This window comes from Pseudomonas sp. PSPC3-2 (assembly GCF_049897085.1).
Classification (GTDB): domain Bacteria; phylum Pseudomonadota; class Gammaproteobacteria; order Pseudomonadales; family Pseudomonadaceae; genus Aquipseudomonas; species Aquipseudomonas paraveronii.
This window is the reverse complement of sequence record NZ_JAFCVO010000012.1, coordinates 97968-120578: the sequence shown is the minus strand read 5'-3', so window position 1 is coordinate 120578 and position 22611 is coordinate 97968. Positions and strand designations below refer to the sequence as shown.

21 protein-coding genes and 1 pseudogene are annotated in these 22611 nt (G+C 59.6%); 13 read left to right on the top strand and 9 right to left on the bottom strand.

Annotation, left to right across the window (positions count from 1 at the left end; genetic code table 11):
* Positions 1–37: 37 nt before the first annotated feature.
* Together ACP7CJ_RS20365 and ACP7CJ_RS20360 are read right to left on the bottom strand one after the other, a co-directional pair.
* On the bottom strand, positions 38–1321 hold the full coding sequence (locus tag ACP7CJ_RS20365; RefSeq protein WP_276193771.1) for a HAMP domain-containing sensor histidine kinase: 1284 nt from the start codon (positions 1319–1321) through the stop codon (positions 38–40).
* Positions 1318–2001, bottom strand: a complete 684-nt coding sequence (locus ACP7CJ_RS20360; protein ID WP_247407170.1) for a response regulator transcription factor — start codon at positions 1999–2001, stop codon at positions 1318–1320. Before ACP7CJ_RS20360 ends, ACP7CJ_RS20365 begins: the two co-directional genes overlap by 4 nt.
* 197 nt (positions 2002–2198) lie before the next feature.
* Between ACP7CJ_RS20360 and bamA the strand changes: the two genes are divergently transcribed.
* Both bamA and ACP7CJ_RS20350 read left to right on the top strand, forming a co-directional pair.
* On the top strand, positions 2199–4565 hold the full coding sequence (gene bamA, locus ACP7CJ_RS20355; RefSeq protein WP_276193772.1) for an outer membrane protein assembly factor BamA: 2367 nt from the start codon (positions 2199–2201) through the stop codon (positions 4563–4565).
* 177 nt (positions 4566–4742) lie between these two features.
* Complete coding sequence (locus ACP7CJ_RS20350; protein WP_276193773.1) at positions 4743–5588, top strand: lipopolysaccharide biosynthesis protein; 846 nt, start codon at positions 4743–4745, stop codon at positions 5586–5588.
* Positions 5589–5713: 125 nt separating this feature from the next.
* Here ACP7CJ_RS20350 and ACP7CJ_RS20345 read toward each other — a convergent pair whose 3' ends face one another.
* The 6 genes from ACP7CJ_RS20345 to ACP7CJ_RS20320 form a co-directional block, all read right to left on the bottom strand.
* Entirely contained in the window at positions 5714–6001 is a 288-nt protein-coding gene (locus ACP7CJ_RS20345) for a cyd operon YbgE family protein (protein WP_276193774.1), read from the bottom strand.
* Positions 5998–6120, bottom strand: coding sequence for a cytochrome bd-I oxidase subunit CydX (gene cydX, locus ACP7CJ_RS20340; RefSeq protein WP_276193775.1), 123 nt, complete (start codon positions 6118–6120; stop codon positions 5998–6000). The genes ACP7CJ_RS20345 and cydX overlap by 4 nt, the downstream gene beginning before the upstream one ends.
* A gap of 22 nt (positions 6121–6142) precedes the next feature.
* Positions 6143–7279, bottom strand: coding sequence for a cytochrome d ubiquinol oxidase subunit II (cydB, locus tag ACP7CJ_RS20335; protein ID WP_276193776.1), 1137 nt, complete (start codon positions 7277–7279; stop codon positions 6143–6145).
* The gene (locus ACP7CJ_RS20330) at positions 7272–8843 is read right to left on the bottom strand and encodes a cytochrome ubiquinol oxidase subunit I (RefSeq protein WP_426101319.1); all 1572 of its coding nucleotides are present in this window, start codon (positions 8841–8843) and stop codon (positions 7272–7274) included. The genes cydB and ACP7CJ_RS20330 overlap by 8 nt, the downstream gene beginning before the upstream one ends.
* On the bottom strand, positions 8840–9016 hold the full coding sequence (cydP, locus tag ACP7CJ_RS20325; RefSeq protein ID WP_253397168.1) for a cytochrome oxidase putative small subunit CydP: 177 nt from the start codon (positions 9014–9016) through the stop codon (positions 8840–8842). The genes ACP7CJ_RS20330 and cydP overlap by 4 nt, the downstream gene beginning before the upstream one ends.
* A 158-nt stretch (positions 9017–9174) precedes the next feature.
* The gene (locus tag ACP7CJ_RS20320) at positions 9175–10515 is read right to left on the bottom strand and encodes a sigma-54 interaction domain-containing protein (protein WP_426101317.1); all 1341 of its coding nucleotides are present in this window, start codon (positions 10513–10515) and stop codon (positions 9175–9177) included.
* Between the two features lie 242 nt (positions 10516–10757).
* Here ACP7CJ_RS20320 and ACP7CJ_RS20315 point away from each other — a divergent pair, with 242 nt between their 5' ends.
* The 6 genes and pseudogenes from ACP7CJ_RS20315 (at position 10758) to ACP7CJ_RS20290 (ending at position 16822) form a co-directional block, all read left to right on the top strand.
* Entirely contained in the window at positions 10758–11636 is an 879-nt protein-coding gene (locus tag ACP7CJ_RS20315) for an MBL fold metallo-hydrolase (protein WP_426101315.1), read from the top strand.
* 56 nt (positions 11637–11692) lie between these two features.
* Positions 11693–13363 (top strand): TIGR01244 family sulfur transferase, encoded by a 1671-nt coding sequence (locus tag ACP7CJ_RS20310; protein WP_426101313.1) that lies wholly within the window; start codon positions 11693–11695, stop codon positions 13361–13363.
* A gap of 28 nt (positions 13364–13391) precedes the next feature.
* Positions 13392–14198 (top strand): sulfite exporter TauE/SafE family protein, encoded by an 807-nt coding sequence (locus ACP7CJ_RS20305; RefSeq protein ID WP_426101311.1) that lies wholly within the window; start codon positions 13392–13394, stop codon positions 14196–14198.
* Positions 14199–14256: 58 nt separating this feature from the next.
* Positions 14257–14457, top strand: a pseudogene (locus ACP7CJ_RS20300) (DUF6691 family protein); the annotation flags it as partial.
* Between the two features lie 225 nt (positions 14458–14682).
* Positions 14683–14916: a hypothetical protein gene (locus tag ACP7CJ_RS20295; protein WP_247399888.1), complete on the top strand. Its 234-nt coding sequence runs from the start codon at positions 14683–14685 to the stop codon at positions 14914–14916.
* A 349-nt stretch (positions 14917–15265) separates the two neighbouring features.
* On the top strand, positions 15266–16822 hold the full coding sequence (locus ACP7CJ_RS20290) for a methyl-accepting chemotaxis protein (protein WP_276193782.1): 1557 nt from the start codon (positions 15266–15268) through the stop codon (positions 16820–16822).
* Between the two features lie 99 nt (positions 16823–16921).
* On the opposite strand, the gene ACP7CJ_RS20285 is transcribed toward ACP7CJ_RS20290, so the two are convergent.
* Positions 16922–17956 (bottom strand): Ldh family oxidoreductase, encoded by a 1035-nt coding sequence (locus ACP7CJ_RS20285; RefSeq protein WP_426101309.1) that lies wholly within the window; start codon positions 17954–17956, stop codon positions 16922–16924.
* A gap of 147 nt (positions 17957–18103) precedes the next feature.
* Here ACP7CJ_RS20285 and ACP7CJ_RS20280 point away from each other — a divergent pair, with 147 nt between their 5' ends.
* From ACP7CJ_RS20280 to ACP7CJ_RS20260, 5 genes are all read left to right on the top strand, one after another.
* Positions 18104–18985 (top strand): MurR/RpiR family transcriptional regulator, encoded by an 882-nt coding sequence (locus ACP7CJ_RS20280; protein WP_276193784.1) that lies wholly within the window; start codon positions 18104–18106, stop codon positions 18983–18985.
* A gap of 22 nt (positions 18986–19007) precedes the next feature.
* On the top strand, positions 19008–19766 hold the full coding sequence (locus ACP7CJ_RS20275) for a transporter substrate-binding domain-containing protein (protein WP_426101307.1): 759 nt from the start codon (positions 19008–19010) through the stop codon (positions 19764–19766).
* 110 nt (positions 19767–19876) lie between these two features.
* On the top strand, positions 19877–20596 hold the full coding sequence (locus ACP7CJ_RS20270) for an ABC transporter permease (RefSeq protein WP_253397185.1): 720 nt from the start codon (positions 19877–19879) through the stop codon (positions 20594–20596).
* Complete coding sequence (locus tag ACP7CJ_RS20265) at positions 20593–21303, top strand: ABC transporter permease (RefSeq protein ID WP_426101305.1); 711 nt, start codon at positions 20593–20595, stop codon at positions 21301–21303. The genes ACP7CJ_RS20270 and ACP7CJ_RS20265 overlap by 4 nt, the downstream gene beginning before the upstream one ends.
* 50 nt (positions 21304–21353) lie before the next feature.
* Positions 21354–22595, top strand: a complete 1242-nt coding sequence (locus ACP7CJ_RS20260) for an NAD(P)/FAD-dependent oxidoreductase (RefSeq protein ID WP_426101303.1) — start codon at positions 21354–21356, stop codon at positions 22593–22595.
* Positions 22596–22611: the final 16 nt, after the last annotated feature.

Here is a 22611-nt window from a genome sequence, read left to right as displayed (position 1 = left end):
TGGTGACCAGTCTAATGAGCGGCGACGTACAGGGCGGTCAAGCCAATGTAATGTCGTGTAAAGATCGTGCGCTGTGCAGGTTGATTTCCACGGTCAGCCCGCCGCCCGCTTCGTTGCGGGCCGCGATGGTGCCGCCGTGCATCTGCACCGCCCGTGCGGCGATGGCCAAGCCCAGGCCGAAACCGACGCAGGCATCCCCCGCGCCCCGCTCGAACGGCTGGAAGATGCTGTGCAATCGGTCATTGTCGACGCCCGGCCCGTGGTCGGTGATGCGCACCGTGAGGCGGTTCGCGTCGCGGCTGATATGCGCCGAAACCCGCACCGTGGTGTCCGGTCGGGTGTAGCGCACGGCGTTGCGGATCACATTCTCGAAGCAGCGGTACAGCAACTCGCCGCTGACACACGCGATAAACGGCGGGCAGGCCTGCAGGTGCACGTGACAGCCTTTGATCCCGGCCTCGAACTGCGCGTCTTCGACGATCATCGCCAGCAACTCAGTGATGTCCACGGGCTCACGCTCGATGCTTTCGGGCCGGCCTTGCAGGCGTGCCAGGGTCAGCAGCGCTTCGATCAGGGTGTCCATGCGTTCGGATTCATGCTCGATGCGTTCGAGCATTTCCAGGCGTGCGGCGTCCTGGCGCAACAGGCCGATAGCCGCTTGCATGCGTGTCAGCGGCGAGCGCAGTTCATGGGAGATGTCGTGCAGCAGATGCTGCTGGGCTTGCACCAGCACCTTGAGCTGGTTGGCCATGCGATCGCAGTCTTCGGCCAGGTCGACGATTTCATCACGGCGCTTGCCCATGGCGGGCTTGACCCGGGTTTCGAAGCGCCCCTGGGCCACATCGCTCATCGCCCGACGTAAGTACGCCAATGGCCAGGCCAGGTAGTACGCCATGTAACCGCTGAACAGCGCACTCATCAGCGTGCCGATGATCAGCGGGATTTGGTGCCACGGCCTGCCGCCGTCAATACCCGGGAAGTGGGTCGAGCGCAGCGAAAGCGCCAGGCCTTCCTTGCTGATGACCGCTTGTTCATAGGCCGGCCGCGTAACGGGGGCCCCCACCAGCAACTGGCCGGCGCTGTCATAGACACCGATGGCTTGGTCCGACGGATGCTCCCATACCGCCAGAAGCTGGGCGGCCGCTTCGACACCAAATTGTTGCAGCAGCTTCTGTTCACTCGCGAGGATGGCTTCAACATGCGGGTCGCCTGGGCGGAAGCGGCCCAACTCAAGCACGCCGATCCCTACCAGAAACGTCAAGGTGGTCGCCAGCCAGAAAGCCAGGAACAGTTTCCAGAACAGCAGGCTGGGCTTGATCATTCGGCAATCAACAGGTAGCCGAGACCGCGCACGCTCTGGATCCAGGCCTTGGCATCCGGGCGCGGCCCGAGCTTTTGCCGGATGCTGCTGATGTGAACGTCGATACGCCGGTCATAGCGAGTCAGCGGACAGCCCAGGGCGTTGAGCGACAGATCCCTTTTGCTCACCACTTGGCCGGCGCTGCGGGCCAGTTCTTCGAGCAGGCTGAACTCGGTGCTGGTCACACCCAGCTCGGCGCCGTTCCACAGAGCCTGGCGCTTGCCCGGCCACAACACCAGCGAGCCGGTCTTGATCACCTCGGTGGTCGGCTGGCCCACCGCCTGCACCCTACGCATGATGGCGCGCAGGCGCGCCACCAATTCGCCCGGGGAACTGGGCTTGGGCACATAATCGTCGGCGCCGAGTTCCAGGCCGGTGATGCGATCGATGTTGTCGCCACGGGCAGTGAGCAATACCACCGGCACTTGGCTGACGGCACGGATACGCCGGAGTACCTCGATACCCGAGCGCTGGGGCAGCATGACGTCCAGCACCACAATGCTATGGCGCCCCGACAGCGCCTCGACCTCACCCTCCTCACCGGTATGCACGGCCGTGACCTCGAAGCCTTCACACGCCAGGTACTGGCTCAGCATTTCAGTCAATTCCTGATCGTCGTCGACTAACAGTACGGAGATCATTGCGGGCTCGTCAGTAGAGTGGGGGCGCATTATCAGCCTTGCAGCAGGGATTCGGGCCAACCTTTACCTAACTTGACATTCAGTTAACCGCACCAAACGCGATGCGCTCTTATGCTGGGTGTTCACCAGTCTGGCCGCGCGGTGAATTATCCAAGCGAGCCGGCGCTGCTTGTCGATGTATTCTGGAAAAGATCTTGATGAATTTTTCGCGCCTGCTCTGCTCGGTTGCGCTGCTGCTCAACACCTCACTGGCACTCGCCCAAGGCTTCAAAATCTCCGATATTCGAATCAATGGCCTGCAACGGGTCTCGGCGGGCAGCGTATTCGGCGCATTGCCGCTGAACGTCGGCGACGAAGCGGATGACCGGCGTTTGGTGGATTCCACTCGCGCGTTGTTCAAGACCGGGTTCTTCCAGGACATCCAGTTGAGTCGCGAAGGCGACGTGCTGATTATCAATGTCGTCGAGCGCCCTTCGGTTGCCAGTATCGAGTTCGAGGGCAACAAGGCGATCTCCACCGAAGACTTGATGAAAGGCATGAAGCAATCGGGCCTTGCCGAAGGCGAGATATTCCAGCGGGCCACCCTGGAAGGCGTGCGCAACGAGTTGCAGCGCCAGTACGTGGCCCAGGGCCGTTACTCGGCGTCGGTCGACACCGAAGTCGTGGCTCAGCCGCGCAATCGGGTCGGCCTGAAAATCAAGATCGATGAAGGCCAAGTGGCGTCGATCCAGCACATCAACGTGGTGGGCAATACGGTGTTCTCCGACGACACGTTGAACGACCAATTTACGCTCAAGACCAGTAACTGGCTGTCATTTTTCAAGAACGACGATAAATACGCGCGGGAGAAACTCTCCGGCGACCTCGAACGACTGCGCTCCTATTACCTGGACCGTGGCTATATCAACATGGATATCACCTCGACCCAGGTCTCCATGACCCCGGACAAAAAGCACGTCTACATCACCGTGAACATCCAGGAAGGCCAGAAATACACGGTGCGCGAGGTCAAGTTGAGTGGTGAGCTGAAAGTCCCGCAAGACCAGGTCCAGTCATTATTACTGGTGCAAAAGGGCCAGGTGTTTTCGCGCAAGTTGATGACGACCACCTCGGAACTGATCACCCGCCGCCTGGGCAACGAAGGCTATACGTTCGCCAACGTCAACGGTACGCCTCAGGTACATGAAGAAGACCACACGGTGGACATCATCTTCAGCGTCGACCCCGGCAAGCGGGCTTACGTCAATCGCATCAACTTCCGGGGCAATACCAAGACCGACGACAAGGTGCTGCGTCGCGAGATGCGCCAGATGGAAGGCGGCTGGGCGTCGACTTACCTGATCGACCAATCCAAGGTGCGCCTGGAGCGCCTGGGGTTCTTCAAGGAGGTGAATGTCGAGACGCCGGCCGTGGCCGGGGTGGATGACCAGTTGGATGTGAACTACGCCGTGGAAGAACAAGCCTCCGGCTCGATCACCGCCAGCATCGGCTTCGCCCAAAGCTCGGGCCTGATCCTCGGCGGGTCGATTACCCAGAACAACTTTCTCGGCACGGGCAATTACGCCAGCCTGGGGCTGACCCGTTCGTCCTACCAGAGCAAGTACAACATCGGTTTCACCGACCCCTACTTCACCACCGATGGGGTTAGCCTGGGTTACAACGCGTTCTACAGTGATACCGACTACAACAAATACTACGATAGCGGGGTGTCTTATTACTCCATCAACAGTTATGGCCTGGGCACCAGCCTTGGTTACCCGATCAATGAGACTTCCCGCCTGACGTTCGGCCTGACGGCACAGCACGACAACATCGAGCCGGGCACCTACAGCGCCGACGAGATCTACGACTTCATCGAGCGCGAAGGCAAGCAGTTCACCAACTTCAAGGCCAGCGCAGGCTGGTCGGAATCGACCCTGAACAAAGGCGTACTGGCGACGCGCGGGCATTCGCAAAACCTCAACCTGATGGTGACCGTACCCGGCAGTGACCTGAGCTTCTACAAAGTCGACTACACGGGGCAAACCTTCCTGCCAATCAGCAATGCCACGGCCCTGCGCTTGCACACCAAACTGGGTTACGGCAACGGCTATGGTTCCACGGACGGGTTACCCTTCTATGAAAGCTATACGGCGGGCGGCGAAGGCACGGTACGCGGGTTTAAAAGCGGTACCCTCGGCCCACGCAGCACGCCGGCGACCGGGGCTTATGCCAGTGAGGGTCAGGCGTACTATTCGGACCGGAGCACGGACGCGCTGGGCGGTAATATCCTGATTACCGGTGGCGCGGAGTACTTGTTCCCCGTGCCGTTCATCAAGGACAACAAATCCGTGCGCACCTCGGTGTTCTGGGATATGGGCACGGTGTATTCGGACAAGTGCTACCTGAGCACCACCCAAAGCTGCGACGGTGTGGACCTGAGCCAGATGGCCAGTTCGGTAGGGGTGGGTGTGACGTGGTACAGCCCGCTGGGGCCATTGAGTGTCAACCTGGCCTATCCGATTCGCACACCCGAGAACGCCGAAAAGCAAATATTCCAGTTTTCCATGGGGCAGACGTTCTGATTGTTTCAGCGCGTTAAGGCGACTGATCCCGCCCCTAAATAGAGATGATTCCTACTCTCTATAGAGACTAATCTGACGTCCGTTTATAAATTATTATTTATAAATCAACTCTCCTGAAGACACCCGGCTTGAGGACGTGTATATCTTTTTCACTTATTAGCAGTACGAGTAGGTCAGATGAAACAGGTGTCCCTCAAGGACCAGTACGGTGAGAACACTGAGCAGGCTCTGCATGACCCAGAGTCGGTAGCCACACATTCAAACCAACGCGAGTTGACCGTGCACGATTTTGATAGCTGTCGGAATATCGAATCAGGCGCGGTTTTTATTCTTGCATCCGGCCTGTCGGCGAAATCGTTCCCCATCGAAAAATTTGCGCACGTTCCGATGATCACAATGAACGGCGCTATTTCGATGTTTTTGAACACCGACGTAAAACCGTTTTTTTATGTCTGCTCGGATAGAAGTTTTTCCGAACAGCAGCCGCATTTATTCAACTACGCCATGACGGTCAGCCAAAGAGTCGCGCTGTGGGAAGACCACGCGCGTACTTCGGGTATTTGTCCCAGCGGGCAACTCTATGCGTTGTCCAAGGCTAAAAAACCGTCCTGGTTCCACTGCGTATTGGGACGACACACGCCGCTGGTCACCCATCCCCCCTTACGGGCTTGCGGGAAAGGACACATTGGTTTCAGCAAAGACATGCGCGAGGGGTTTTTTGATGCCCGGACGGTGGCGTATCTGGCCATTCAACTGGCGTTCCACGTCGGGTTCTCCAAGGTGTTTCTTGTGGGCGTGGATCTGAAAGAGAACTCGGGACGATTTTATGAAAATCATGATTCCATAAACTCACCCTGCGGACTCGATCAGCACTACCACACTCGCATACTTCCATCGCTAGAGCTGATGTCGCAGAAAATCATCGGCGATGATTTTAGGGTCTACAACTTATCCGACTGTTCAAGAATTCCGGAGAGCGTTATACCGCGCATCACGCTTGCGCAGGCCGAGACGCTGATTTAGTCGTATTGCATGCGCCGGGACAGACTCGCGCGACGCTTCCCGGAGCAGACCTAGCCAAAAACTGTATGGATTGACGATCCCGCCGCCCCGCAGAGCCGCCAGCGTGGCGCCGGGATCGTCGGCTTTCAGTGCAGGAACTTCAACCCGCCCGCCAGTGCCAGCGCACCAAAGCAGGTCCAGCCCGAGAACAAACAACGCCACACGCGCGCGCGCGGCACGAAGCCCACGCCCCGCACAAAGGCCACACTCATCGCCGTGAACAAGGCCATTGCCAGCCCATGATCAGCTTTCCCGTCCGGGGCGGCCATCAGGGGCGGATAGAGCGTACACACGAGCATGATCCCTACCGCGATAAGCAAGCTCAGCGGGTGAAGGCGTGAGGGTGCCGGGGCGTCGGCGACACGCGGCATCATGGCCGCGGCTCCTCACGGTCGCTCAGGGCGCGAGCGGCTTCGTTCTCGCCCCACATCGCATTTAATATGGCCAGCAGCAAGGCAAAACCGACTCCCAGCATCCAGGCGAAATACCACATAGTCTTTGCTCCTCTGATGGCGTTAGTAGGCCGAATGTTCGTTGGCTTCGATCTGTGCCACGGTGACCTTGCCGCGCATGACGCGATAGGCCCACGAGGTGTAGATCACGATCAGCGGCATGAAGATCAACGTGGCCCAGAACATGATGGACAGGCTCAGATGACTGGACACACTGTCCCACACGGTCAGGCTGGCCGCAGGCACGGTTGAGGACGGCATGACGAAGGGAAACATCGAGACACCGGCCGTGCTAATCACCCCGATCACCGCGAGCGACGACGCGACAAACGCGACCAGTGTGCGGCGCATCAGCATCAACAACGCGGCGCCGGCTGCGCCAACCAAGCCCAGCGCGGGCAGCAGCCACAACACAGGATAATGACCATAGTTGGCCATCCAGGCCCCCGCTTCGCGCACCACGGTCTTGTTGAGAATGTCCGGCAGCCCGGCGGTATCCACCACCGAGGTAATGCGATAGCCGTCGATCCATTGCAACCACACGCCGGCAATGACGAATGTGCACAGCAGCACCAGCGCCGCGCCAACCCCGCCCTTGATCGCACGGGCCTGGATCACGCCTTCAGTGCGGTGCGCCAGATAGGTCCCGCCTTGCAGGGTGATCATTGCACTGCTCACCACACCGGTCAGCAGCGCGAAGGGGTTCAGCAGTTGCCAGAAACTCCCGGTGTACGTCGATACCAGCATGTTATTGAAGTGGAACGGTACGCCTTGCAACAGGTTGCCGAACGCGATGCCGAACACCAGCGGCGGCACGGCCCCGCCGACAAACAGCCCCCAGTCCCAGGTGCTGCGCCATTTGGCGTTGTGAATCTTGCTGCGATAGTCAAACCCCACCGGGCGGAAGAACAGCGCCCACAGGACCAGAATCATCGCCCAGTAAAACCCGCTGAACGCGGTGGCATACACCACCGGCCACGCGGCGAACAACGCGCCGCCCGCGGTGATGAACCACACCTGGTTGCCGTCCCAGTGCGGCCCTACGGTGTTGATCGCGACGCGGCGTTCCACGTCCGAGCGGCCCACGAAGGGCAGCAAGGTGCCGACCCCCATGTCGTGGCCGTCCATGATGGCGAAGCCGATCAGCAGTACGCCGACCAGTGCCCACCAGATAATTTTCAGCGTGAAGTAATCAAGCATGGTGGAGTTCCTTCAGGTTGGCATCGTAAGCGTAACGGCCGGTTCCGAGGCTGCCGGGCCCTTGGCGGGCAAACTTGACCATCAGGAACATTTCAACCACCAGCAACACGGTGTAAAAAGCCACAAAGCCTGCCAGCGAGCCATAGAGGTTATTGACGCTAAGGGTGGAGACACTCATGTGAGTGGGCAGCACGCCGTAGATGGTCCAGGGTTGACGACCATATTCAGCGACGAACCAACCCAGCTCACAGGCCAGCCAAGGCGCAGGCAGCATGCACAGCGCCCAACGCAGCAACCAGCGGCGGCGTGTGCAGACCGACTTCAAGGTGCTCCAGAAGGCCAGCCCGAACAGCAGGAGCATGGCAAAACCCAGCGCGACCATGATCCGGAACGCCCAGAACATCGGGGTCACACGCGGTACGGTGTCGTTCATCGCCTTGTCGATGATCTCCGGCGTGGCCTGGTTCACATCTTCAACGTACTTTTTCAGCAGCAGGCCAAAGCCGAGGTCCGCTTTGTACTCTTCGAAGGTATCGAACGCCGCCTTATCGGTGCGATCGGCCCGCAGGGCTTCAAGCGCATTGACGGCGGTAATGCCACGCAGGATGCGCGCGCGGTTCTTCGCTTTGATGTCGTGAATGCCAGGAATCTGCTTGCTCACCGAGCGTGTGCCGATCAAGCCCATCACCCAGGGCACATCGACTTCCCAGTTATTCTTGGACTCGGCTTCGTTGATGCTGGCCAGCAAGGTCAGGCCCGCCGGCGCGGGCTTGGTTTCCCACATGGCTTCCATGGCCGCCAGCTTGGTTTGCTGCGCCTCACCCACCGTGTAACCCGACTCATCCCCCAGCACGATGACGCTCAGCACCGAAGCCAGGCCGAAGGCCGCCGCCACCCGAAAACTGCGCTTGGCGAACTCGACATCACGATTCTTGAGCAAGTACCAGCTGGAAATCGACAACACAAACATCGAACCGGTGACGTAACCGGCAGACACCGTGTGTACAAACTTGGCCTGGGCCACCGGATTGAACAGCACCGCCCAGAAATCCACCATCTCCATGCGCATGGTGATGTAGCTGAACTCCGAGCCCACCGGGTTCTGCATCCAGCCATTGGCGATCAGAATCCACAGCGCCGACAGGTTGGTACCGATTGCCATCAGCAGCGTGACCAGCAAGTGGTGCTCTCTCTTCAGGCGATCCCAGCCAAAAAAGAACAGACCGATCATGGTCGATTCGAGAAAGAACGCCATCAAGCCCTCGATGGCCAGCGGCGCACCGAAGATGTCACCCACGTAGTGCGAGTAGTACGCCCAGTTGGTGCCGAACTGGAATTCCAGGGTGATCCCGGTTGTCACCCCCAGGGCGAAGTTAATGCCGAATAACTTGCCCCAGAAGCGCGTCATGTCCTTCCAGATGACATTCCCGGTCATCACATAGACGCTTTCCATGATGACGAGCAGCCACACCATGCCAACCGTCAGCGGTACGAATAGAAAGTGGTAAAGCGCAGTGGCTGCGAACTGCAGCCGTGACAAATCCACCAGTTGTTCTGATATCACTTGCTTGCCCCTTGAGTCGAGGTGGGTACACCGAAACGGTTGCCGACAATGTTCGGGTCGACACTGACGTGCGAATCCCGGATGAACAGCCACCACAGCACGCTCAACAGCAGGAGCTTGATCAGCACCGCTGTAATCAGATGGCGTAGGAGGCGTTTGTCGGAAATGGTCATGCCTATGCAGTAAGCACAGGACATGCCAAAGGCAAAATCTCTATTTTTATCTTTTAAAAACAGACAGTTAACATTTTATTGCGACAGATTTAGCGCACCGCCGCAGATCAATTCGCTGCCAATCTGCCAGCATGGCAGTCATTGGCAGTCGTCGATGACTAGGCCAGGCCCTGTTCTTTCAGGCGCCGGTACAAGGTGCGGTCGCTGATCCCCAGGTGCTTGGCCAACTCGCTACGGGTGCCTTTGAATGTCGCCAGTGCCTGCGCCAGCGTGCTGTCATCGAACGACGTCGAAGCAGCAGAAGCACCAGCAGCAGCCTGAAGCGGCAGCGCCACGGACGCCTGGGGTAAATGGATGGCACGGATGACGCCATCGTCAGCGAACAGACTCGCTCTTTCCAGGGCATTGCGTAACTCACGGATATTGCCAGGCCACGGATACTGTTGAAGTCTTGCCAGGGCTTCGGCGTCGATGGTCAGCCGACGTTTGCCGGCACCGCGACGTTGCAGAAATGAATTCACCAGCAAGCCGATGTCTTCTACCCGGTTGCGCAAAGGGGGCAAGTGAATGGGAAAAGCGCTGATGCGGTAGTACAGGTCCTGCCTGAACTCGCCTTTTTCCATCATTTTTTCCAGCGGTTTGTGGGTGGCGGCAATCAATCTGAAATTGGCGTGGAAAGTCTCGACACTGCCGACCCGGCGATAGGTGCCCGATTCGATCAGGCGCAACAGTTTGACCTGCATGGACAACGGCACATCGCCAATCTCATCTAGAAACAACGTGCCGCCCTGGGCCGTTTCAACCAAGCCGGGCTTGCGCGTGACAGCGCCGGTGAAGGCACCTTTTTCATGGCCGAACAACTCGCTCTCAAAGAGTGTCTCGGTCAAGCCTGAACAATCCACCACGACAAACGGCCCGCTGGCCCGCTCGCTGGTTTCATGGACGGCGCGCGCGAACAGCTCTTTGCCCGTGCCCGACTCGCCCAGAAGCAGCACCGGCAGCATGGAGGGCGCCACCCGCTGCAGTTCCGACAGGGCGAGGTTGAAGGCCGGTGAACAGCCGACCAAGCCATCGTTGCTCGGGCGCGCGGAGGCGCTGCGCACCAGCGTCAGGCGCTCCACATAAGCGGTGATCGCACCATGCTCGTCGAGGATCGGGCGCAATTCGACATCGACGTGCTCAGGCCCACGCGGTGTGTGGTGGATGTGCAAGACACGATCCGGCCCGCGCATTTCCTGGGCCTTTTTCATCGGGCAATTCTCACCCGCCTGGTCACAGGGGACGTCGTAATGGTGTGAGACCTGATAACACTTATGGCCGATAAACGGTTTGTCAGCGCTGCCGAACTGGCGCTGATAGGCCGTATTGGCCGCCAGGATGTTGTAGTCCGGATCGAGCACGATCATTGGATGGGGTTCGTGTTCCAGAAACGAAACAAGCGACTGCACTTGATCCGGGCGTGGGACGGCGTCGGGTGGGGTAGGCAGAAAAGTCTTCATCACGGCTCCTGGTATCCATTCTTCCATCCTGTTGTGGCACTGCCACCTCTGTCAAGGCACTGCCAATGGCAGAGGACTCCACCAGATTCAGGCCGGAACACCCCCATACAAAAACACAAAGCCCAATAAAATCAATTGGATATTAGGCTATTTCGCTACAGCCATGGCCTGGCAAACTTATTGCATCGACAGTCCTTAGTCTAAGCGGCTCGAAAAAAAAGCCCCCCCTAAGGAGACAGTTCATGCGCGTCAAACTTCACGTCGAAGGCTTCTTCGATTCTGCTACCCACACCGTCAGCTATCTGGTGCTCGATGAGGCCACCCTCCACTGCGCGATTATCGACAGCGTATTGGATTACGACCCTAAATCAGGCTACACCGCCACCACCTCCGCCGACCGTCTGATAGCACGGGTGAACGAGCTGAACGCAAAGGTCGAGTGGATTCTCGAGACCCACGTCCACGCCGACCACCTGACCGCCGCGCCCTACCTGAAAGAAAAGCTCGGTGGAAAAATAGGCATCGGCAGCCAGATCTCGACGGTGCAAAAGGTCTTCGGCACGCTGTTCAATACCGGTAGTGAGATGCCCCGCGACGGCAGCCAGTTCGATCACCTGTTCGTCAACGACGAATCGTTCAGCATCGGCACGCTGCACTGCACCGCGCTGCATACACCCGGCCATACGCCGGCCTGTATGACTTACCTGATCAGCAAGGGCAGCGAAACGGCGGCCTTCGTCGGCGATACGCTGTTCATGCCCGACTACGGCACCGCCCGCTGCGACTTCCCCGGCGGTAATGCGCGCACGCTGTTCCAGTCAATCAACAAAGTGTTGAGCCTGCCCGCAGATACGTTGCTGTATATGTGCCACGACTACCAGCCAGGCGGCCGCGAGCTGCAATTCGTCAGCACCGTTGCCGAACAACGCGAGCACAACGTGCATGTGCGTAACGGCATCAGTGAGGAGGAGTTCGTGGCGATGCGTACCAAGCGGGATGCCTCGATGGACATGCCGACACTGATCCTGCCCTCGGTCCAGGTCAACATGCGAGCCGGGCATTTGCCCGAGCCTGAATCGAACGGGACCCGCTATCTGAAAATCCCGCTCAACGTCGCCTGACACTCATCCCCCCCCAAAAAAACATATAAGAAAAAATACCCATAACGGAGACACTTATGGATATCCGCCGCCTTGCACCTGCTTTATCGGTATCAGAACAGATTCTCCCCAGCCAACTGGCTGAACTGAAAGCCGCCGGCTTTCGCGCCATCATCTGTAACCGCCCCGATGGCGAAGGCAGCGACCAACCGTTGTTTGCCGAAATCAAACGCGCCGCCGATGCGGTCGGCATCGAGGCGCACTACCTTCCCGCCGAATCGGGCAAAGTCACCGACGAGCAAGGGGTCGCCTTCGGCACGCTGCTGGAAACGCTGCCCAAGCCGGTATTGGCCTATTGCCGCTCCGGTATGCGCTCGACAACGATGTGGGCGCTGTCACAAGCGGGTCAACACGACCTGCCGCACATCGTCGAGAGCGCCAAAAAAGCCGGGTTCGATATGAAGGGCGTGATTCGGCGGATTGCGAACCAGGGCCGCACGCCGGTCGAAGTGGCTGAGGCGCAGCACACCGTAGTCATCATTGGCGCCGGCGCGGCGGGTATCGCCACGGCCTCCAGCCTGCTGGCGCGCGCGCCGGGGCTCGACATTGCGATCGTCGACCCGGCCGATGTGCATTACTACCAGCCTGGCTGGACGCTGGTGGGCGCTGGTGTGTTCGACGCGCGCCAAACGGCTCACACGATGGGCACCACCCTGCCCCGCGGCGTGCATTGGATCAAGGCAGCGGTGGCGGCTTTCGAGCCCGAGCGAAATGCGGTCATTCTGGATGGCTGCCGGGTCGTCAAATACGAGCAACTGATCGTGTGCCCCGGCCTGAAGCTCGATTGGCATGCCATCGAGGGGTTGTCGGAGACCCTGGGCCGCAACGGCGTGACCTCCAACTACCTGTATCACCTGGCGCCTTATACCTGGGAAAGGGTGCAGCAACTGCGGGGTGGCCGGGCGATTTTCACGCAGCCGCCGATGCCGATCAAATGTGCCGGGGCGCCGCAAAAAGCCATGTACCTATCGGCCGATCATTGGAAACGCAGCGGCGTACTGGATGCCATCGAGATCGAGTTCTACAGCGCCGGTGCGGTGCTGTTCGGGGTTCCCGACTATGTGCCGGCGCTGATGGAATACGTCACTGCTTACGGTATCGACCTGAATTTCGGCAACACCCTCACCCACGTCGACGGCCCGGCACGGACGGCCACGTTCAGCGGCGTGAATCCGGATGGCAGCCCCCGTGTGCTGACCCGCGAGTTTGATTTGCTGCATGTGGTACCACCGCAGGTCGCGCCGGATTTCATTCGGGTCAGCCCGCTGGCTGACGCGGCCGGTTGGATTGATGTCGACCCCGCCACGCTGCGGCATAAAAACTGGGCAAACATTCATGCGCTGGGCGACGCGGCCAATTCGAGCAACGCCAAGACCGCTGCCGCCGCCCGCAAACAGGCGCCGGTGGTGGCCCATAACGTGTTGGCGGCCATGGGTAAGGCGAACGGTTGCGCCCAGTACGACGGTTACGGCTCCTGCCCGCTGACGGTGGAACGCGGCAAGATCGTCCTGGCGGAGTTCACCTATGGCGGCAAGGTCGCCCCCAGCTTCCCGTCATGGCTGATCGACGGCACCCGCCCCTCCCGGCTGGCCTGGCTGCTCAAAGAGCGGATTCTTCCACCGCTGTATTGGAAGGGCATGCTCAAGGGCCGCGAATGGCTGGCGAAACCCGAGTTGACCGACCGATGAAATCAGGGCTGAACGCAAGGAGACTGAAATGATCATCGTCTTACTGCTCGGGCTGACAGTGGGCGTGATTCTGGCGCTGACCGGCGCCGGCGGTGGAATACTCGCGGTGCCGTTGCTGGTGTTCGGGGCGGGCTTGAGCATGGCCGAGGCCGGGCCCATTGGCCTGCTGGCCGTCGGCCTGGCCGCGACCCTGGGCGCGGTGATGGGCCTGAAAAACGGCACCGTCCGCTACAAGGCAGCGCTGTTAATTGCCACCGCAGGCATCATCTGTTCGCCCCTGGGCCTTTGGTTGGCGCAGCGCACGCCGAATCGTCCGTTGACGATCCTGTTTGCCTGCGTGCTGATGTATGTGGCGTTCCGGGTATTCAAACGGTCGTTGCCGCCGTCCCCGACATCAAAGGCCGCCGTCGCGACCAAGCCGCCGCCCTGCGTATTGGACGCCCAACGAGGCAAGCTGAACTGGACGGCGCCGTGCGCTTGGGCGCTCACGGTGTCGGGCGTGGTTGCGGGCGGGCTTTCGGGCTTGCTCGGGGTGGGCGGCGGCTTTGTGATGGTGCCGGCGCTGCAGCGATACACAAATTTGACCGCGCAGTCGGTGCTGGCGACGTCTCTGGCGGTGATTGCGCTGGTGTCGATATCCGGCGTTGCCGCCAGCTCTGCGGCCGGGCATCTGCAGTGGGCGATTGCCCTGCCGTTCTCCATCGGTGCATTGTTTGGAATGGCCTGCGGGCGCCTGATCGCAGCGCGGCTGGCAGGCCCGCACTTGCAACGCGGGTTTGCCGCCGTGTCGATGCTGGTTGCGGTGGCCCTACTGGTCAAATCGATTGGCTCATGAGCCTAGACTAGCGACTTCCAGGCGTGCCTGAACCGCGCCTGTCACCCATGACTGGGCAAGCCCCATGCAGTTCCCCAGCAAGCGTGAACTGGACCGACGCCTGGTTGGCGGCAGCCTGTTATTTGGCATCGGTTGGGGCATTGCCAGGATTTGCCCCGGTCCGGCGGTGGCCATCCTGCTGAAAGGACACTGGCAAGCCATCGTGTTTTTGCATCTAAGACGCAACTACCGCCGCAGTATTTTATTGAATAACGGTTAAAGGCAGACTCAACTTACCAGCTGAATCGAATCACCTGCTTAATGCGACAAACCACTGTAGCTGCGCGGGCAACATTATAAGTCGGGTGAATATCCGCACCAAAAAAATCCAAATTTACTGCGCCGCCTCGTTAGCCATTAGTCGAATACTGCCCCTCACGAGCAGGGCTTTATAGTGCGCGATAGAAAAACCAACCACGATTAAAATCGACTCTCGGTACTTTTAATGTCGCTCATACACTCTTCACCCAACACCCTTCAGGTAAATGAAGAACTGTTGCAATTACTCCGAGCGACGGCGAACGCCCAAACGATCTGGATGACAACCGTCAATCATTTAGAAGCGGCCTGTGATGAGGTATGGCTGGCCCGCATGTGTGAGGTGGAGACCCTTGAAAACCAATACAGGGCTTGCCAGGACCAGCTGTTTTCCTATCTAAAAAAAGCGATCGAGATATAAATCCCTAATTACGACCCTGCACTTTTTTCGAGCGTTAGAGCCCTGAATACGGGCCAGCCATAACCCGGACCTTCTGAATATTCGACTAAAGTACAAGGCCGCACTGTTACGCTCGTAAACGCCCCCTTAGTTGAAGAGCCTGCCTCTTCTCCAACGCCCTACAGACGTGGGCTGTAACCTTACAGTCCCACCGCCCCACAATGTCTCGCACATTCCAAAGTTTTTAGACACGCCGCGAATTGTCCTTCGGAACAGCGCGACCGTCAGACTAAAACTAAAGCATTGGAATGGATGGTCGACATTCAGGGAATCAAGGATCACTCAACCTGCGTTACAACCTGGAGTCCATATGTTCGGCTGGATCAGCAATATCCGCGTCAGTGCTAAATTAAGTTTGGGATTCGGCCTGGTACTGGGGCTTACATTGCTACTGGCCGCCACCGGCTGGTACGCCGTGGTGACATTGACCGATCGCGGGCTCAAGGTTGAGGAAATTGCGCAGATCAGCGATTACACCAAAGACTTGCGCATCATTCGTTTACGCATCGGTAAGAATACCCAACCGGATGCCTATCAACCGCTGCAGCAAACCCTGGACCGCCTGGCGGCCCACCTGGACAGTATCAAGGGAAAATTCATCGACCCACGGGATCAAGACCTGATTCAACAGCAGGGAAATGCGGCCAAAGAGTACGGGCAACTGCTGCATGACCTGGCCATGCCCAACGTTGACCAGGCGTCCCTGTTTAAACGAATGGGACAGTTGGGTGACGTGCTGCTCGACACCACGCAAAAACTGATTGAATCGCAAAATGCCAAACGCGATACCGATGCCGCGTCCGCCAAGACCTCGCTCGGACTCGTCGCGACCCTGGCCCTGCTGCTCGGCGCACTCGCCGCATGGGGCATCACACGGCAAATCGTCAATCCACTGCAGCACACGCTCCAGGCGGTGAACCGCATTGCCCGGGGCGATTTGACCGAGCATGTGGCGGTGACCCGGCGTGATGAACTGGGCCAACTGCAGTCAGGCCTCCAACAGATGATGCTCAACCTGCATGAGCTGATCGACGGCATTCGATCCGGCGTCATCCAGGTTGCCAGCGCTGCCGAACAGCTGTCGGCGGTCACCGAGCAAACGAATTCCGGCATCAGCAACCAGAAAGCCGAAACGGATCATGTCGCCACCTCAATGAACGAGATGACCGCCACCGTGCACAACGTCGCCCGCAACGCCGAGGAGGCCTCCGCCGCCGCGTCCGCCGCAGATCAGCAAGCCTGCGAGGGCGAGCAGATCGTGGGGGAAGCCATCGCGCAGATCCAGCGCCTGGCGGCAGAACTCAACCAATCGGCAGACGCCGTCCGCCACCTGCAGGAACAAAGCGATAAAATCGGCGGCGTACTGGATGTGATCAAGGCCGTCGCCCAGCAAACCAACCTGCTGGCGCTGAACGCTGCGATTGAAGCCGCCCGCGCCGGAGAGGCCGGTCGCGGTTTTGCGGTCGTGGCTGACGAGGTGCGCAACCTCGCCCTGCGTACCCAGCGCTCCACCGAAGAAATTGAAATCCTGGTCGCCGGCGTACAAAGCGGCACCCAAGCCGTGGCCACCGGCATGGAAAGCAGCCTGTTGCTGAGCGAAAGCAGCGTGGAATACACCCACCGCGTCGTCAGCGCGCTGGAAAACATCACCAGCAAGGTCTCGATCATTCAGGCGATGAATCAGCAGATTGCCACGGCAGCGGAACAGCAAAGCGCCGTCACCGAGGAGATCAATCGCAGCGTGATCAACGTTCGCGACATCTCCGACCAGACGGCAAACACCTGCGAAGAAACCGCCGCGTCGAGTAACGAACTGGCGCGGCTGGGGCATGAGCTGGAAAAGCTCGTGGAGCGTTTCAAGGTTTAGGTGTGGCAGGGCTGCTGCCGGTTTCCGGCAGCAGTGTGTGAGGGATGACGCGCCACGCAGCCAGGACGGCCTTTTGCAGTCGGGCCTATCCGCATGCAATCACACGATTGTGTCCGCCATCGCCCGCAGCTGCGCCAACTCCTGCTCCGCGATTGCCACTCCGTGCTGCGCGCAATGTTCGCGTTCGCGGTAACGACGCTCGCCCGGCATACGCTGCAAGCCGGCTTGATGCATATGCGCCACCAAGGTCTGGGCACGCTGGGCAAAACGCTCGCCAACGGACTTGCGCGGATCGATCACGATAATCAATTGCCCGGTCCACGGCGTTTTCGCCCCGGGGTGCTGATGCCAGTCGAACTCAAAAGAGAAGTTGCCGCCGGTCAGCGCGGCCGCCAGCAACTCCACCATCATCGACAGGGCCGAGCCCTTGTGCCCGCCAAACGGCAACAATGCGCCGCCATTGAGAATCGCGTTTGGGTCCTGTGTCGCCAGCCCCTGGCTATCGACACCAATGCCCGGCGGCAAGGTCTCACCCGCCCGCGCAGCGATCTGCACATCGCCATGGGCCATGGCACTGGTCGCCATGTCGAAAACGATCGGATCGCTTCCCGCACAAGGCGCCGCGAAGGCAATCGGGTTGGTGCCAAACAGGGGGCGTTGAGCGCCATGGGGCACCACGCAGGTCATGCTATTGACCACACTCAAGGCCACCAGCCCTTCCTCGGCGAAGGGTTCAACATCTGGCCAGAGCGCCGCGAAATGGTGGGAGTTGTGAATCGCCAGGACGGCAATCCCGGCACTGCGGGCTTTTTCCAGCAATAACTCGCGGGCAGCGGCCAGGGCCGGTTGGGCGAAACCGTTGCGCGCATCGACCCGGACATAACCCGAGGCGACATCTTCCACCACCGGCACCGCCCGGCCATCGACCCAGCCACTGGCCAGGGTCGAAACGTAGCCGGGAATCCGGAACACCCCATGGCTGTGAGCGCCGTCGCGCTGGGCGCTGGCGCAGTTATGGGCCAGTACCGCAGCGACTTCGGCCGACGTGCCATGGCGCTCGAAAATAGCGCGCAGCAACACGACCAAATCGCTGAAAGCAATAGGCTCTACAGCAGAATGTGCAGGTGAAGACATGTAAAAACTCCCGGATCGAGGTAGGGCAAAGCCAGGGCCGTTGCAGGCATTCGACTATCTAGTCATGACAGCAAACTGTCAAATGTTGACTTGATGACAGAAAACATTCATTTTCTGTCGCAAGCAAAAAATACAGTGAGTCGTACCGTGAGCCAACCGATCAAGCAACGCCTTGAAAACAGTCTGTCGACAGCTGCCGCTTCCGGTCGGACGATTGCCACGTACATGCTCGCCAACCTGCATGAGCTGCCCTTTCAGACCGCCGCCGATATCGCCCAGAAACTCGGGGTCAGCGAATCGAGCGTGGGGCGCTTTTGTCGCTCACTCGGTTACAGCCATTTCAAGGATCTGAAAAACGACCTGAAAGATGACCTCGGCGATGGCCCGTGGCTGGTGGGCGACCGCTTGCAAGAATTTCGTCAGCAGCAGAGCCACAACCCGCAAGGCCCTTCACGCAGCCTGGAACTGGAAGTCGCCGCGCTGGTACGCGTCTACGAACACAGCCAGACGCCCGCCTGGAATACCGTCAGCGAACGCTTGGCAAACACCCCAAAAATCTTCGTTGCCGGCTTTCAGACCGAACGCGGCATCGCCCTCTCGATGGTGCACCTGTTGCAGTACCTGCGCGATGGCGTGCAGGTGGTGGACGGCGCTGCCGGGCATTTCGGCGACGTGTTGCTGAGCAACCCCGAACACACCGCGCTGGTGGTGTTCGAGGCGCGCCGCTATTCGCGCCACGCCCTGACCCTGTGCCGCAAGGCCCGGGCGGCCGGCATCCCGGTGACGCTGATCACTGACACCTTTTGCGATTGGGCCGAATTGCACGCCGACGAGGTCTTTCGCCTGCCTACCGAATTCAATCTTTTCTGGGAATCGACGGCGACGATGCTGTCGCTGGTGCACCTGATGGTCAACGAGGTCTGTAAGAAACTCGGCCCCGATGTAGAGAAACGCTTGGAAGCAACTGCCGCGCTACACAACGAATTCGTGGGTTACACATCGTCACTCGCGAGCAAACAAGAGCAATAGGCCAGCAGATTGAGAGGCAACGATGAAACGATTCATTCGCTTTGCAAGTGTGTGTGCGGTATTCGCCGCCAGTGTCGGTGTCGCTCAGGCCGACGTCTTGAAAATCGCCACTGAAGGTGCTTACCCGCCGTTTAACTATGTCGATTCGGATAACAAACTCCATGGCTTTGACGTCGATATTGCCCTCGCCCTGTGCGAGCGCATGCAGGCCCAATGCACCCTTGTGGCACAAGACTGGGACGGCATCATTCCGGCCTTGATGGCCAAGAAATATGACGCGGTCGTGGCGTCGATGATCGACACCGAAGAGCGCCGCAAGAAAATCAGCTTCACCCGTCACTACTACAAAACCCCACTGTCGGTTGCGGTTCCCAGCGACTCGGACATCAGCGACGCGCAGACCCACTTCAAAGGTAAAACCGTCGGCGCACAATCCTCTTCCACCCAGTCAATTTATGCCGAAGACGTGTATGGCAAAGCCGGCGCCAACGTGAAGCTCTACCCGACGCTGGACGAGGCCAACAGCGACCTGGCGTCGGGTCGGCTCGACGGTGTGATTGCCGACAAATTCCCGCTCGCCGACTGGATCGACAAGGCCGGCAAGAGCTGCTGCAAAATGCTCGGCGACGTCAATGGCACCCAGGCGGATGCCGCGATTGCAGTGCGCAAGGAAGACAACGCGCTGCGCGAACGCTTCAACAAAGCCATCGATGAAATTGTTGCCGACGGCACGTATCAGAAGATCTCCAGCAAGTACTTTGCTTTCGATATCTACCACTGATGCTTCGCCGCTCCGAGCACTGACTGTCCACCCGCTGCCTGAGCCCGGCCCTGGCCGGACGCAGGTTGGCCGGTGTTCATTCCACGATGTCCTTTCACGAGGGTTCGAGCATGATCGAACATCTATCGCTGTTGTCGTTTGCCAGCGGCGGCTGGGGGCAAGCGCTGCTGGCCGGGGCGCTGGTGACCCTGGGACTGGCGCTGGCCTGCTTGCCGATCGGCTTGCCCCTGGGGCTTGGACTGGCCTTGGCCGCGCGCTCGAAAAAGCCTTGGCTGCGATCATTTTCCACGCTGTTTTCCACGGTGTTCCGTGGCTTGCCCGAGTTGCTGACGCTGCTGATCATTTACTATGGCTGCCAGATTGCGGCACAAAAAATACTCGCGGCCATGGGCTACGAAACCCAGGTCACCATCAATACCTTTCTGGCCGCCATGGTCGCCTTCAGCTTCGTCTTTGCAGCGTTCTCCAGCGAGATCTGGCTCGCTGCGTTCAAGACTGTCCCCAAGGGTCAATACGAGGCGTCTGCGGCCCTCGGCCTGAGCAAGGCCACGACCTTTCGCAAAGTGGTGTTCCCGCAACTGGTGCGCATCGCCCTGCCCGGGCTGTCGAATAACTGGTTGTCGCTGCTCAAGGACACGTCGCTGGTCTCGACTATTTCTCTGGTCGACCTGATGCGCCAGACCAACCTGGCGGTGAGCGTGACCAAGGAGCCGTTGTTCTTCTATGCCGTGGCCTGCTTCGGTTACCTGTTCTTCTCGGCCCTGTCGGGGCGCGTGTTCGCGTTTATCGAGCAGCACTTCAATCGGCATCTGCGGAGCGCACGACCATGACGCTCGAAAGTTTTGCGCAGTGGTTTATCGACCTCGACCTGTTGCAGCGCTATGGCCCGCGCATGCTCGAAGGCTTGCTGGTAACGGGCAAGCTGGTAGCGATTTCATTCACCCTCGGCGCCCTGCTCGGCCTGCTGATTGCCTTGGCTCGGGTGTCCAACAGCCTGCTGTTGCAGCGCTTGAGCGCCCTGTACGTCTACTGCTTTCGGGGCTCGCCATTACTGGCGCAGTTGTTCCTGCTGTATTACGGCCTCGGGTCGTTCAAGGGGTTCTGGCAAGACGTCGGGCTGTGGTGGTTTTTCCGCGACGCGTGGTTTTGCACGCTGCTGGCCTTCACCTTGAATACGGCGGCGTATCAGGCAGAGATTTTCCGCGGCAGCCTGCTCTCGGTGTCCCAGGGGCAGCATGAGGCGGCCAAGGCCTTGAGCCTGAAACGCTCAACGACATTCTTCAAAGTCATCCTGCCGCAATCGCTGGTGGTCGCCATCGGCCCGCTGGGCAACGAGCTGATTCTGATGATCAAGGCCAGCGCCATCGCTTCGCTGGTGACCATTTACGACCTGATGGGCGTTAGCAAGCTGGCCTTCTCGCGCAGCCTCGATTTCCAGATTTACCTGTGGGCAGCCGTTCTTTATCTGCTGATCGTCGAAATTATCCGCCGCGTGCTCAAGCGCGTCGAAGCCCGACTGGGTCGCCATCTGCTCTGATGCCTGTCGTTTACCCCACGCCTGCACGGCGCGTTACAAGGAATTTTTTCATGCACTGCCAAACCATCGTTCTGGGCGCCGGGATTGTCGGCGTCTGTACCGCACTGCACCTGCAAGCACGTGGTGTTCAGGTCATCCTGATCGACCGCCAGCAACCCGGGAACGGCACCAGCCATGGCAATGCCGGGTTGATCGAGCGCTCCAGTGTGATTCCCTATGCGTTCCCGCGAGAGCTGTCGAGCCTGGTGCGCTACGGCCTCAACCAGCAATCCGATGTGCGGTATAGCTGGCGCTACCTGCCCAAGGTTGCGCCTTGGCTGTTCACCTACTGGCAGAACTCGTCGCCGCCCAGGTTGAACCTGGCCGCCCGCGCCATGCTGCCGTTGGTGCAGCGCTGCGTGGATGAGCACGATGTGCTGATCGAGGCCGCCGGCATGAGCGACCTGATCAAAGCCAATGGCTGGATCGAGGTGTTTCGCAATCAACCGGCCTTTATCAAGGCCCAGGCCGATGCCCATGCCCTGCGGCCTTATGGCTTGCGTTATGAAGTGCTGGACGGCGAGCAATTGCGCGAGCGTGAACCGTCGCTGAGCGAACAGGCGGTGGGCGGTATTCACTGGCTTGATCCGAAAACCGTCAGCGATCCCGGGGCCCTGACCCGCGGCTACGCCGCGCTGTTTATCAAGCGCGGCGGGCAGTTCATTCAGGGCGATGCGCTGACGCTGAAACAGCTCGACGACGGCTGGCAGGTTCAGACCGAACAAGGCCCGGTGAGTGCCGAACAGGCGGTGATCGCGCTCGGCCCACAGGCGCCCGAGCTGTTCAAGCCACTGGGCTATCGCATTCCGCTGGCAATCAAGCGCGGCTACCACATGCACTACAGCTCTTTGCACGATGCACAGTTGCAGCATTCCATTTGCGATGCCCAGGGCGGCTATGTCCTGGCGCCGATGGCTCAGGGTATCCGGCTGACCACGGGCATCGAGTTTGCCGAGAGCAGCGATCAGGCCAATGACATTCAGCTCAGTCGCTGTGAAGCCCTGGCGCGCAAGTTCTACCCACTCGGCGAGCGTCTGGACCCCGAACCGTGGCTGGGTCGTCGTCCGTGCCTGCCGGACATGCGCCCGGTGATCGGCCCGGCGGTACATCACCCGGGCCTGTGGTTCAACTTCGGCCATGCCCACCACGGCCTGACCCTCGGCCCGGTCAGCGGGCGCCTGCTTGCCGAGATGCTCACCGGCGCCGCGACCTTTACTGACCCGGCGCCTTACAGCGCAGAACGTTTCCACTGATTTGCGGAGTAACCGC